The organism is Cupriavidus sp. 86D6 (assembly GCF_057815095.1).
The window spans coordinates 140,652-153,674 of sequence record NZ_JBYPSB010000002.1 but is presented as its reverse complement, the minus strand read 5'-3'; the positions used below and the strand labels follow the sequence as shown (position 1 = coordinate 153,674).

General features: G+C 67.6%; 12 protein-coding genes. 8 read left to right on the top strand and 4 right to left on the bottom strand.

Going from position 1 to position 13,023, the window contains the following annotated elements; genetic code table 11:
• Window positions 1-13: 13 nt before the first annotated feature.
• Window positions 14-1,030, bottom strand: a complete 1,017-nt coding sequence (locus tag AC3G88_RS05785) for a Bug family tripartite tricarboxylate transporter substrate binding protein (protein WP_488893200.1) — start codon at window positions 1,028-1,030, stop codon at window positions 14-16.
• Window positions 1,031-1,142: 112 nt separating this feature from the next.
• On the opposite strand from AC3G88_RS05785, the gene AC3G88_RS05780 reads away from it, so the two are divergent.
• Complete coding sequence (locus tag AC3G88_RS05780) at window positions 1,143-2,063, top strand: LysR substrate-binding domain-containing protein (RefSeq protein WP_488893199.1); 921 nt, start codon at window positions 1,143-1,145, stop codon at window positions 2,061-2,063.
• A gap of 16 nt (window positions 2,064-2,079) precedes the next feature.
• Here the strand turns inward: AC3G88_RS05780 and AC3G88_RS05775 are convergent, their stop codons facing one another.
• A complete protein-coding gene (locus AC3G88_RS05775) occupies window positions 2,080-2,766 on the bottom strand; it encodes a LuxR C-terminal-related transcriptional regulator (protein ID WP_488893198.1) in 687 nt (228 codons plus the stop codon).
• 330 nt (window positions 2,767-3,096) lie between these two features.
• Here AC3G88_RS05775 and AC3G88_RS05770 point away from each other — a divergent pair, with 330 nt between their 5' ends.
• Complete coding sequence (locus tag AC3G88_RS05770; protein WP_488771350.1) at window positions 3,097-3,546, top strand: universal stress protein; 450 nt, start codon at window positions 3,097-3,099, stop codon at window positions 3,544-3,546.
• Between the two features lie 46 nt (window positions 3,547-3,592).
• On the opposite strand, the gene AC3G88_RS05765 is transcribed toward AC3G88_RS05770, so the two are convergent.
• Complete coding sequence (locus AC3G88_RS05765) at window positions 3,593-4,642, bottom strand: serine/threonine protein kinase (protein ID WP_488770881.1); 1,050 nt, start codon at window positions 4,640-4,642, stop codon at window positions 3,593-3,595.
• Between the two features lie 12 nt (window positions 4,643-4,654).
• Window positions 4,655-6,256 carry a DEAD/DEAH box helicase gene (locus AC3G88_RS05760; RefSeq protein WP_488893197.1) on the bottom strand — a complete coding sequence of 534 codons (1,602 nt, stop codon included), beginning with the start codon at window positions 6,254-6,256 and terminating at the stop codon, window positions 4,655-4,657.
• 248 nt (window positions 6,257-6,504) lie between these two features.
• Between AC3G88_RS05760 and AC3G88_RS05755 the strand changes: the two genes are divergently transcribed.
• The 6 genes from AC3G88_RS05755 (at window position 6,505) to AC3G88_RS05730 (ending at window position 12,952) form a co-directional block, all read left to right on the top strand.
• The gene (locus tag AC3G88_RS05755) at window positions 6,505-8,193 is read left to right on the top strand and encodes a ClcB-like voltage-gated chloride channel protein (RefSeq protein ID WP_488893196.1); all 1,689 of its coding nucleotides are present in this window, start codon (window positions 6,505-6,507) and stop codon (window positions 8,191-8,193) included.
• A gap of 160 nt (window positions 8,194-8,353) precedes the next feature.
• On the top strand, window positions 8,354-8,779 hold the full coding sequence (locus AC3G88_RS05750) for a hypothetical protein (RefSeq protein WP_488770878.1): 426 nt from the start codon (window positions 8,354-8,356) through the stop codon (window positions 8,777-8,779).
• A gap of 61 nt (window positions 8,780-8,840) precedes the next feature.
• Window positions 8,841-10,193: a tRNA (N6-isopentenyl adenosine(37)-C2)-methylthiotransferase MiaB gene (gene miaB, locus AC3G88_RS05745; protein WP_488770877.1), complete on the top strand. Its 1,353-nt coding sequence runs from the start codon at window positions 8,841-8,843 to the stop codon at window positions 10,191-10,193.
• A 6-nt stretch (window positions 10,194-10,199) separates the two neighbouring features.
• Window positions 10,200-11,198: a PhoH family protein gene (locus AC3G88_RS05740; protein WP_153946592.1), complete on the top strand. Its 999-nt coding sequence runs from the start codon at window positions 10,200-10,202 to the stop codon at window positions 11,196-11,198.
• Between the two features lie 2 nt (window positions 11,199-11,200).
• The gene (ybeY, locus tag AC3G88_RS05735; RefSeq protein ID WP_488770876.1) at window positions 11,201-11,953 is read left to right on the top strand and encodes an rRNA maturation RNase YbeY; all 753 of its coding nucleotides are present in this window, start codon (window positions 11,201-11,203) and stop codon (window positions 11,951-11,953) included.
• A 111-nt stretch (window positions 11,954-12,064) separates the two neighbouring features.
• Window positions 12,065-12,952: a CorC family transporter gene (locus tag AC3G88_RS05730; RefSeq protein ID WP_488770875.1), complete on the top strand. Its 888-nt coding sequence runs from the start codon at window positions 12,065-12,067 to the stop codon at window positions 12,950-12,952.
• Window positions 12,953-13,023 lie beyond the last annotated feature (71 nt).

Sequence of the window (13,023 nt, the reverse complement as noted above, 5' to 3'; positions counted from 1 at the left end):
CTGGTCTCCCCTTTCAGTCGAGCTTGATATCTGTCTTGCGGATCAGGTCGCCCCATTTGCGGCTTTCCTTGCCGATCATCTGGGCGAAGGCCTCGGGCGAACCGCCCACCACCACCGATCCGTTCTGCTCGGCTTCCTTGCGCGTCGCCGGCAGCTGCAGGTAGGCATTGATCTCGCGGTTCAGCCGCTCCACCACGGGCCGGGGCGTGCCGGCGGGCGCCACGATGCCACCCCAGGCATTGACCTCGAAGCCGGGCAGGCCGGATTCCTCCATCGTCGGCACATTCGGCAGCGCCGGCAGCCGCGCCTTGCTGGTCACCGCGATGGCGCGCAGCTTGTTGCCCTGCACGGCGGCGATGATGGACGGCACGTTGTCGAACATGAAGTCGACCTGGCCGCTGATGACGTCGATCTGCGCCTGCGGCGCGCCACGGTATGGAATATGGCGAAATGCGATGTGCGCCTGGTCCTTGAGCATTTCGCCACTCAGATGGCTGGTGGTGCCGTTGCCGCCCGAGCCCATCGTCAGCCGGCCCGGATTCTTGCGCGCGTAGTCGATCAGTTCCCTGAGGTTACGCACCGGCAGGCCGGGGCTCACGGCCAGGATGTTCGGGACAGTCGTGGTCGCGCAGACCGGCACCAGGTCCTTGTCGGGGTCATAGCCTGGGCGCGCCAGCAGGCTGCGGTTGATCGCCATCGTCACGATATTCCCGAAGCCGATGGTGTAGCCGTCCGGCCGGCTGCGCACCAGCGTCTGCATGGCGATGCTGCCTGCCGCGCCGGGCCGGTTGTCCACCACCACCGATGTGCCGAGCTTGTCGCCCAGGTACTGCGCCAGCTTGCGGCTCGACTGGTCAGGCGTGCTGCCCGCCGCCGCCGGCACGATCAGCGTGAGCGGCTTGCCGGCGGGCCATTCGGCGGCGTGGGCGGTGCCGGCGGCACATGGGCCGAGCAGCCCGGCCATCATCCCCGTGATCACGGCACCGGTTTTAAGAATTTCAATGGCTTTGCGTCTCTGGGGTATCGTCATCGGTAACCTCGCGGCAAGCGTGCAATCTCAGTAGGAACGCGCTATGTTGCGCCCCGCGCCGCGCGGCTGTATATCGAAGTTTCGGCAAGCGGCCATTCCTTTTTTTGATGACATGAAGCATCCCGCAAGACGTCATATCCCCTCCGTGGTCAACCTGAACACGTTCGAGACCATCGCGCGCCGGGGCAGCGTGACAGCCGCCGCCGACGAACTGGGCCTGAGCCAGGGCGCGGTCAGCAAGCAGCTGCTCGATCTCGAAAGCTTTCTAGGCACGACGCTGTTCGCGCGCAACAACGCCCGGCTGGCGCTGAGCGACGAAGGCGCCGGCTACCTGGCACGCATCCGGCCGCTGCTGGATCAGCTGGAAGCGGCAACGGTGGCCGCCTCGGGCGCCGCCCAGCGGATGCGCGAGGTGCGCTTCTCGGTGCCGAACACGTTCGGGCTGCTATGGGTCATGCCGCGCCTGTGCGGCTTCGCGGCGGCGCATCCCGAGATCCGCATCCACGTGGCGAACCACATCGGGGCGGTATCGTTGCGCGACGCGGGGCTGGACGCCGCCATTGTCTATGCCGAGGACGGCCTCGACGACGACAGCGCCGATCTGCTGCACGGCGTGCGCAGCCTGCCCGTGGCGGCGCGCGAGTTGGTACCCGGCCGGCTGCCGCTGCCGGCCAGCCGCATCGCGGCGCTGCCGCTGCTGCACCACACGACCGCGCCCAGCGCGTGGGCCAGCTACCTGCGCGATCTCGACGCCAGCATCGCCCTGCCGCTGCCGCCGGGCACGCAGTACAACCTCGTCACGTTCGCGCTCAAGGCCGCCGAAGCCGGGCTCGGTGCCGCGTTGGTGCCCGACTATGCCGTCGCCGACAGCCTGCGCGAGGGCCGTGTGGTGCAGCTCAATCACGCTTCCCTGCCCTCGCGGCGCGGCTACTACCTGATTCGCCGCCCTGACCGCGCCGACGTGCCGGCGGTGAAGGTGCTGCGCGAATGGCTGATGGCCCGGCGCGCGGATGTTATCGGCATGAAGGACTAGCGTACGCGGGCGACGCCTAGAACGCCGCGGCGTCGCCCCGCCTGACGCGCGGCTTGGGCACCCGGGGCCCCGGCTCGCCCTCCAGGGGCAGGAGCCGATGCACGCGCGCGAATTCCGCCAGATCGATCAGCGAGCCCAGCCCCAGCTTGTCCATGATGCTGGCCTTGTGCGAACTGACGGTCTTGTTGCTGATCTCCAGCACATCGGAAATCGCCTTGTTGGAATGGCCCACCGCCAGCAGACGCAGCACGGTCAGCTCACGGCGGCTCAGCAGCGCCTTCGGGTCCGCCGGGTTGGCCGCTGCGCGGCGGAAGGTCGGCAACGACTTCAGCGGAAACGCCGCGTAGCCGCTCATCAGTGCACGCACGGCGTCGGCCAGCCCTTCGAGCCCGGCGCCCTTGTCGATAAATCCATGGGCGCCGCCCAGTAATGCGCGCTCCGCGGCGCGCCGCTGCGCCGACAGCACCAGCACGCATGTGACCGGCCAGGTCGACACCACTTCCTCGAGCACGGCGTCGCCGGGCAGGTCGTCGAGCTGCAGATCCATGACGACCAGATTGGCCGGGCGGTCGCGCAGCGCCAGCAGGCCGGGGGCGCCGCCGGCGGCAACGCGGACTTCCTCGAAGCCGGAGACTGTCTCCAGGATGTTGCAGACCGTCTTGCGAACGGCGATATGCGGATCAATAACGATTGCGTTGGGCATGCCAGGTCTCCGTGAATGCGAACAGCGGGCAGCTTAGGCGTTCCTGCGCCTCGCCTGCGGCAGAACGGGCTGAAAATGCATGCTGAAACTTCCGGGTTTTCTTACGGAAATTTCAGGTGTTGAGTAGTTGCGTCCACGAGGGGGCCGAAGCACGCACGCTGACGACAGCGCTGGATCACATCGCCACGCAGATGACAATCGTGAAATCCTTAAAAATTACGCGTTGATTTGATCTACGTTACGGTGTGAGCACGGTCCGCGTGCCATGATGATCACGTCGCGCCAGCCGTGCGCCCGTAGCGTTTCAACCAAGGAGATGCCATGCCCCCGATGTCCACGATCGTGCTTGCCACCGACGGTTCCGCCTTCAGCGACGCCGCCGCACGCTTTCTGGCCGATGGCAAGCTGCTGCAGGCCGGCTTCACGGTGCATGTGATTCACGTGTCGCCCGATGTCACGGGCCAGGTGCGTGCCTTCGTCAGCAAGGAAACCATCGACGCCTGGCACAACGAGGCCAGCGACAAGGCCATGACACCGGTCTGCGCCATCCTGGAAGCGGCGAAGATCCCGTTCGAGCGCCACGCGCTGCATGGCTATCCGCCCGAGAAGATCCTGAGCCATGCGAAGTCGGTGAATGCCAGCGCCATCGTCATGGGCACCCACGGGCGCGGGTCGTTCTTCGACGCCGTACTCGGGTCGGTAGCCGGCCGCGTTCTGGCGCAGGCCCCTTGCCCGGTGGTGATGGTGAAAGCGGAGGAAAAGGTCAAGCCGCAGGCTTGACGTAATCACCGGCCCGGGCGGGCCAGGAAGGGCCGATGCGGATGGATCAGACCGCCCAGAGCGGCGGTTCGTCCATCAGCGCGATCTGTTCGCGCAGTTCGAGGATGCGATCCTGCCAGTAGCGCGCCGTGCCGAACCACGGAAACGCGGCCGGGAACGCGGGATCGCGCCAGCGGCTGGCCAGCCAGGCGCTGTAGTGCAGCAGGCGCAGCGTGCGCAGCGCCTCTACCAGCCACAGCTCGCGCGTATCGAAATCGGCAAAGTCCTCGTAGCCGGCCACGATGTCGGCCAGCTGGTCCTGCATCGCGGCGCGATCGCCTTCCAGCAGCATCCAGATGTCCTGCACCGCCGGGCCCATGCGGCTGTCGTCGAAGTCGACGAAGTGCGGCCCGGGCGTGCCCCGGCCGCGCGCATCGGCTTCGTCGATCCACAGCACATTGCCGCGATGGCAATCGCCATGCAGGCGCAGCAGGCGAACGTCGCCCGCACGCTCGTAGCAGCGGCGCACCGCATCGAGCGCCAGGTCCACGGCCGTGCGCCACGGCGCCAGCAGATCGGCGGGAATGCAGTCGTGATCGAGCAGATAGTCGCGCGGGGCCACGCCGAACGTGTCGATATCGAGCGCCGGCCGTGCCTGGTAGGCCGTGGCCGCGCCACAGGCATGAATGCGGCCGATGAAGCGGCCCAGCCAGGTGCGCGTGGCGGCCTGGTCCAGCGGCGGCTCGCGGCCGCCGCAGCGCGCAAACACGGCAAAGCGGAAGCCCGCGTGCGCCAGCAGCGTGCTGGCCGACGCGTCGCCCATCGGCAGCGGCAGTGCCGGCACGGCGGGAATCTCCGCATCGGCCAGCTGTTGCACAAAGGCATGTTCTTCGAGGATGGCCGCGTCGCTCCATCGGCCAGGCCGGTAGAACTTGACCACCACGGGCGAGGCATCCTCGATGCCGGCCTGCCAGACGCGATTCTCGTAGCTGTTCAGGGCCAGTAGACGCCCATCCGGATAGAAGCCCGCCGCCTCCAGCGCATCCAGGATGCACTCGGGCGTCAGCCCCGCGTAGGGGACATCGTCGTCTGACAGCGGGTTATCCGGGCTGGCCATGGTTGGGTCCGATCAGGGAGCGGGCTTGCGGCTGCCGCCAAGCAGCGCGGCCTGCGGCGCCGGGCGGCGATTGCGGGCCGGTGCCGCAGCCACGGCATCCTGTGCAGGACGCGGCTGCTGGGGCCGCGCCTGCTGCGGGCGCGGTTGCTGTGGCGACCGGGCCTGCTGCGGACGCGGGCCGGCCGGCTTGGCGGCGCCATTGCCTGCACCGTTGCCATTGCCATTGCCATTGCCGTTGCGGCCTTCGCCACGTGCCGGCTGCGCGCCCTGTGCGGCACGCGGCTGGCGCGGCTGGCCTGGCTGACCGGCCGATTCCTGACGCGGCCCTTGCGGGGCACGCGGGGCGCGGCGCTCGCCGCCATTGGCATTGCCGCCGCCGTTGCCGCGCGGCTGGCCGCCACGGCCCTGCTGCGCGCCGCCACGTTGCTGGCGGCCCTTCTGGATCGGCTCGGCGGCAATGCTCGGGTCCACTTCAAACCCGGGCAGCGTCACCTGTTCGATCTGGCGCTTGATCAGGCGTTCGATATCGCGCAGCAGGCCATGTTCGTCGACGCAGACCAGCGAGATTGCCTCGCCCTCGGCGCCCGCGCGGCCCGTGCGGCCGATACGGTGCACGTAGTCCTCGGGCACGTTGGGCAGGTCGAAGTTCACCACGTGCGGCAGCTGGTCGATATCGATGCCGCGCGCGGCGATGTCGGTGGCCACCAGCAGGCGCAGCGTGCCGGCCTTGAACTCGGTCAGCGCGCGGGTGCGGGCCGACTGGCTCTTGTTGCCGTGGATGGCCAGCGCGGACAGGCCGTCCTTGGTCAGTTGTTCCGCCAGGCGGTTGGCGCCGTGCTTGGTACGCGTGAAGACCAGCACCTGGTGCCAGTCGTGCTGGCGCACCAGATGGGCCAGCAGTTCGCGCTTGCGGTCGCGGTCCACGGGGAACACGCGCTGCGCCACGGTTTCGGCCGTGGTGTTGCGGCGGGCCACCTCGATCGACGCGGGATTGTTCAGCAGGCGGTCGGCCAGCGCGCGGATATCGTCCGAGAACGTGGCCGAGAACAGCAGGTTCTGCCGCTTGGCCGGCAGCACGTTCAGGATCTTGCGGATGTCGTGGATGAAGCCCATGTCGAGCATGCGGTCGGCTTCATCGAGCACCAGCAGTTCCACGTGGGACAGGTCGATGGTGCGCTGGGACACGTGATCGAGCAGGCGGCCGGGCGTGGCCACCACGATGTCTACGCCACGCTTGAGCGCGTCGATCTGCGGATTGATGCCGACGCCACCGAACATCACCATCGAGCGCAGCTTCAGGTACTTGCCGTAGTTGCGCACGCTTTCCTCGACCTGGGCGGCCAGTTCACGCGTGGGGGTCAGCACCAGGGCGCGGACCTGCGGGCGGCCGCCGCGCGGCGCGGGGTGGTGCGCCGCCCCTTCGGCCAGCAGCTGCAGCATCGGCAGGGTGAAGCCGGCGGTCTTGCCGGTGCCGGTCTGGGCGCCGGCGAGCAGATCGCCACCTTTCAGAATTGCGGGAATGGCTTGCGCCTGAATCGGGGTCGGCGTGGTGTAGCCCTGTTCGGCCACGGCACGCACCAGCTTGTCGGACAAGCCAAGATCGGAAAAAGACATGAAATGACGCTTCGGCTGCCCGTTGCGCAGCAGATGTGCGCCAATCGTGGGGCAGCTCGGGTAGAGAACCGTACCTGAGGGTCAGGGCCGGCGGGATGGGTCGATTGCCCCCGTTCCCGGGCTGGAAAGGCCCGTAGTGTACCAGTCTGTGGAAAGCGGCGCGCCGCTTGTCGGCGCCAGGTGGCGCTGCGCTATCATGACGGCCACCGGTGCCGGCGCGCCCCCTTCCCTCGCCCTTCCCCATCGCCATGCGGTTCCGTTTCCTCGAAGACCAGGAAGTCACGCTCTTTGCGGCCATCCCCGTCGGGCTGCTGGCCGGCATCGTGACCACGCTGTTCAAGGACGCGCTGGAGGCCAGCGGCCTGGTCATGTTTGGAAAGGACGCCGATATCGTGCTGATCTTCGCGGGCCTGGCCCTGGCGTGGCGGGTCGTGATCCCGGTGGTGGGCGGCGCCCTGGCCGGCGCGCTGCTGGTGGCGGCACGGCACTATGCCCGCAACGAGACCCTGCCCAGCGAATACATGGAAGCCGTGGCGCGCGGCACCGGCCGGCTGCCGGTACGCATCACGCTGCTGCGTGCGCTGTCGTCGTTCTGCTCGATCGTCTCGGGCAGCTCGGTGGGCAAGGAAGGCGCGATGATCCAGCTGGCCGCGCTGGCCGGATCGATCTTCCCGTCCGGGCGCGCCGACCAGGCCACCGGCGACAGCAACATGCGGCGCATGCTGACCGCCTGCGGCGCGGCGGCCGGCCTGGCCACCGCCTATCACACGCCCTTGTCGGCCGCGGTATTCGTGGCCGAAGTCGTGTTTGGCGCCCTGGCCGTGCAGCGCCTGATGCCGCTGCTTCTGGCGTCGGTGGCCGGCACCATGGTCAGCCAGTGGCACGGCGGCCTCGAACCGCTGTACACGGGCCTGCATATCGGCCCCGACCTGCTCCAGCAACCGCACCTGCTGCTGGCCGCCGCCGGCATCGGCCTGATCGCCGGGGTGTCGGGCGCAGTCTTCATGCGCGCCAACACGCTGGCCCGCAACGGATTCCGCCACGTGCCCGGCGGCCCGGTGGCGCGCCTGGCGCTGGGCGGCCTGCTGGTCGGGCTGCTGGCCATCGTGGTGCCCGAAGTGGTAGGCAACGGCTACTACACGATCCAGACCATCCTGCGCAACGAACCGCTGTCGGTGGCGGTCTGGGGCGTGCTGCTGGCCAAGCTGCTGGCAACCGTGGTCAGCATGGGCTCGGGTGCCGTGGGCGGCGTGTTCACGCCATCGATGTTCGTGGGCGCGGCCCTCGGCCAGCTGGTGGCGCTGGGCATTCCGGGCGGCACGTCCACGCCGGTGCTGCCGCTGGTCGGCATGACGGCCTTCCTGTCGGCCACCAGCCAGGCACCGCTGATGTCGATCCTGATGGTCTTCGAGATGACGCTGGCGCCCACGCTGCTGCTGCCGCTGATGATTGGCGCGGTGGCGGCGTACTACACGGCGGCGCGCTGCCAGACGCTGTCGCTCTACAGCGTGGTGGTGGAGCGCGCGCAGGCCTCGGCGGCCGCCGAACGCGCGCGCGGCCTGCGGCTGGCCGGGCTGTGTGATCCGACCAGCACCGTGATCGATCCCACCGCCACCGTGGCCCAGGCGGCCGACAAGTTCGCCGAGACCGGCACGCGCTACCTGTATCTGGTGAACACAGCCGGCACGCTGCTGGGTGCGATCTCGATCCATGCCGTCCAGCGCGCCCAGTGCGAGGCGCCCGATGCCACGCTCCTGTCCCTGGGCGATCTGGCGTTCCCGTCCCTGACGCCCGATTCCCGGCTGCGCGACGCGCTGGCTATCTTCTCCGAGCACGGTATCAACCGCATTCCACTGGTGCGCGATGCCGCCAGCCGCGAACTGATGGGCACCGTGTCCAAGCAGCGTGTGCTGCAGGAGGCATCCTGCCTGTTCTGAGGCGGATACGCCACACGTGCCGGCCCTGCGGTTCCCCCGGCCACGGCGCAAACGGGTAAAATCGCGGGTTACCCTGCCTGCGCGATGGCTGCAAGCGTGATGGCGTCCGGCGCCGGCGGTATTCCAAGAACGATCGGTGTATTTCTTGTCGGGAGCCTTCATGCTGAAGCCGTTGTCGCGTTCGTCGCACATCGCGTGCGCCGCAGTGCTGCTGTTGTCCGCCGTCCCTGCCATGGCGCAGACCGCCCAGACCACAAACCAGTCCACTGGCCAGGTCACGACCCAGGTGGCGAACCTCGCGGTGGCCGGCGCCCCCGTACGCGTGATACCGGCCGACGCCCCGATGGCGCGCCTGGAGCTGGCGCGGCCGGCGGCCACCGACCCGCTACAGGCAAAGCTCGATGGCAAGGCCCATGGCGTGGCCCCCGGATTGCGGATCTTCAGCGCCGACACCGTGCTGGTCAATCCGAATGCGGTGGCAGGCAAGACGCTCAACGTGCGCTACAAGCTCGACCTCTATGGCCAGCTGCTGACCGCATGGGTACTGACCGACGCGGAAGTGAAGGCCTGGAAGGCTGCGCACTGACCCTTTAAGAATCGACCTGTTGTGCCCTGATGCCCCCAGGTAAACCACTGAGACCGGCACCATGAAGAAGGTATTTGTCAAAACGTACGGCTGCCAGATGAACGAGTACGACTCGGACAAGATGGTGGACGTGCTGAACGCCACGCAGGGCATGGAGCCCACGGACAACGTCGAAGACGCCGACGTGATCCTGTTCAACACCTGCTCGATCCGCGAGAAGGCCCAGGAGAAGGTGTTCTCCGAACTGGGCCGCATGAAGGCGCTGAAGGCCGCCAAGCCCGACCTGGTGATCGGCGTGGGTGGCTGCGTGGCCAGCCAGGAAGGCGCGGCGATCGTTTCGCGCGCCCCGTACGTGGACGTCGTGTTCGGCCCGCAGACGCTGCACCGCCTGCCCGACCTGATCAACCGCCGCCAGTCCACCGGCCTGTCGCAGGTCGATATTTCGTTCCCGGAAATCGAGAAGTTCGACCACCTGCCCCCGGCGCGCGTGGATGGCCCGAGCGCGTTCGTGTCGATCATGGAAGGCTGCTCGAAGTACTGCAGCTACTGCGTGGTGCCGTACACGCGCGGCGAGGAAGTGTCGCGGCCGTTCGAAGACGTGCTGGCCGAAGTGGCCGGCCTGGCCGACCAGGGCGTGCGCGAGGTCACGCTGCTGGGCCAGAACGTGAACGCCTACCGCGGCACGATGGGCGGCACCAGCGAGATCGCCGACTTCGCGCTGCTGATCGAATACGTGGCCGAGATTCCCGGCATCGAGCGCATCCGCTACACCACCAGCCATCCGAAGGAATTCACCTCGCGCCTGGTGGAGCTGTACGAACGCTGCGACAAGCTTGTGAACCATCTGCACCTGCCCGTGCAGCATGCATCGGACCGCGTGCTGATGGCGATGAAGCGCGGCTACAGCGTGCTCGAATACAAGAGCATCATCCGCCGTCTGCGCACGATCCGCCCGGACATGTCGATGTCGTCGGACTTCATCATCGGCTTCCCCGGCGAAACCGATGCCGACTTCGACAAGCTGATGGCCATGGTGCACGACATCGGCTACGACACGTCGTTCTCGTTCATCTTCAGCCCGCGCCCCGGCACGCCGGCCGCGAACCTGCACGACGACACGCCGCATGACGTGAAGCTGCGCCGCCTGCAGATCCTGCAAGCCGCAATTGAAGAAAATGTGGTGCGGATCAGCCAGGGCATGGTCGGCACGGTGCAGCGCATCCTGGTGGAGGGGCCGGCCCGCAAGGACCCGACCGAACTGCATGGCCGCACCGAGAACAACAGGGTGGTCAACTTCGCCCTGCCGGGTATCCCCCAGGCGCAGCGCGACCGCATGGTCGGCCAGATGGTGGACGTCAGCATCACGCAGGCGTTCCCGCACTCGCTGCGCGGCGAAATCGTTGTCCGCCAATAAGCCTTTATGAAGATTCCGACAGCAGAATTCGTCGCCCCCAAGGACGACAACACGCGCCTGCAGAACCTGTGCGGGCCACTGGATGAAAACCTGCGCCAGATCGAACAGGCGCTGGACGTGACGATCCAGCGTCGCGGCCACCGCATGACCGTGCGCGGCGAGCGCGCGCAGGACGCGGCGCTGGCGCTGGAGCGCTTCTACAACAACGCCAAGGTCACGCTGTCGATCGACGACGTGCAGCTTGGGCTGGTCGAGGCGCGCCAGATCGCCGCGCATGGCGCCTACCTGCCCGGCAACGGCGACGACGCCGGATCGCCCGATCTCGAAGACGATTCGCCGGTGCTGCACACGCGGCGTGCCGGGCTGCAGGGCCGCACGGCCATGCAGCGCGAGTACCTGCGCAACGTCCTGTCGCACGACCTGACGCTGGGCATCGGCCCGGCCGGTACCGGCAAGACCTACCTCGCCGTGGCCTGCGCCGTCGATGCGCTGGAACGCGACGCGGTCAAGCGCATCGTGCTGACGCGTCCGGCCGTGGAGGCCGGCGAACGGCTCGGCTTCCTGCCCGGCGACCTGGCCCAGAAGGTCGATCCGTACCTGCGCCCGCTGTACGACGCGCTGTACGACCTGCTCGGCTTCGATCGCACGCAGAAGATGTTCGAGCGCCAGATGATCGAGATCGCGCCGCTGGCCTACATGCGCGGCCGCACGCTGAACCACGCCTTCATCATCCTGGACGAGGCCCAGAACACCACGCCGGAACAGATGAAGATGTTCCTGACGCGGATCGGCTTCGGCTCCAAGGCCGTGATCACCGGTGACACCACGCAGATCGACCTGCCGCGCGGCCAGAAGAGCGGCCTGGTGGAGGCGCAGCACGTGCTGCGCGAGGTGCGCGGCGTCGCTTTTACCCGCTTTTCGAGCATCGACGTGGTGCGCCATCCGCTGGTGGCGCGCATCGTGGATGCCTACGACGAATATCACGCCCAGCACAAGGACGCCTGAACTTGACCAAGAAGTCTCCCGCAACCAAGACGCCCGACGCCACGCGCGTTGTCCTGTTCGATGCCGACGGCCGCGCCCGCAAGGCATCGGCGCACGCGGTGCGCATCCAGCTGGCCGACGGCCGCAGCCTGACGCTCGACCTGTCGCAGGCCCATGACGGCGTGGTGGCGCTGCTGGCCGAGCACACCGACACCCGCCAGCAGGCCGGCCTGCTGGTGCGCCCCGACAACGGCGACGCGCTGTCGGTCGCCGTGACGGCCACGCCGATCGTGACCACCACGGGCACGCCGGCCACGCCGGCCGAGGTGGAGCTCGACATCCAGTTCGGCGACGGCACGCGCAGGCGCCCCGGCGTACCGTCCCGCAAGCAGATCGAAAAGTGCGTGAAGTCGGCCCTGTATGACGATGCCGCGCTAACCATCCGCTTCGTGGACGAGGAAGAAGGCCGCGCGCTGAACCGCACGTACCGGGGCAAGGACTACGCGACCAATGTCCTGACATTTGCCTATGCCGAGGGCGCCGACGACCCCGTGACCGGCGACATCGTGCTGTGCTGCCCGGTGGTGGAGGCCGAGGCAAAGCAGCAGAAGAAGCCGCTGGAGGCGCACTACGCACATTTGATCGTCCACGGCGTGCTGCACGCGCAGGGCTACGAGCACGAGGACGACGCCGAGGCCGAGGAAATGGAGGCCATCGAAACCGAAACGCTGCAGGCGCTGGGCTTCAGCGACCCGTACCAGCCTGTGCGCGAATAAGCACAAAGGGCTGCTCCCCGTGATGCCGACGCCATTGCAATCCGGCCGTCACGGGGCTGCAAGCCTTTTAGTGTATGCTTCAGACGATCTCCACCACGCGCTAGCCGCGACATGAACGACCCCTATCCCAGTTCGAAGCCTGCCAGCTACAGGCAGCAGGATCGGCCCCGATCCCTCCTCGAACGCCTTTCGGATTTCATCTCCCCCGAGCCGGACACCCGCGCCGAACTGCTGGAAGTGCTGCAGGACGCGCATGAGCGCAACCTGATCGACGCCGACTCCCTCTCGATGATCGAGGGTGTGTTCCAGGTGTCGGAGCTGACGGCGCGCGACATCATGGTGCCCCGTGCCCAGATGGATGCGGTCAACATCGCGGATACGCCAGAAGCGTTCATCCCCTACATGCAGCAGACGGCGCATTCGCGCTTTCCGGTGTACGAGGGCAATCGTGACAACATCATCGGCATCCTGCTGGCCAAGGATCTGCTGCGCTACTACACCGACGAGAATTTCGACCTGCGCGAAACGCTGCGCCCGGCCGTGTTCATTCCGGAGTCCAAGCGCCTGAACATCCTGCTGCGCGAATTCCGGATCAATCGCAACCATATTGCGATCGTTGTCGACGAGTACGGCGGCGTGGCCGGGCTGGTGACGATCGAAGACGTACTGGAGCAGATCGTCGGCGACATCGAGGACGAATTCGATCTGGACGAAGACCAGGACATGATTCTGCCAACCGCGGACGGCGCCTGGCGGGTACGCGGCCTGACCGAGATCGAACAGTTCAACGAGGCATTCGGCACGGCCTTCCCGAACGAAGACGTCGACACGGTGGGCGGCCTGCTGACCAACCACGTGGGCCATGTCCCGCATCGCGGCGAGGTCATCACCTTGCCGCCGATCCGCTTTGAAGTGCTGCGCGCCGACGCGCGCCAGGTGCATCTGCTGCAGGTACACCGCGAGGCTCCGGCCGACACCAACGGCGTGGCCGACGCATGAAGCGCGCCGGCACGCCCGACGCCGTGGGCACCCGTCGCGCCGATCCGCTGATCGGTGCCGGTCCATCTTCC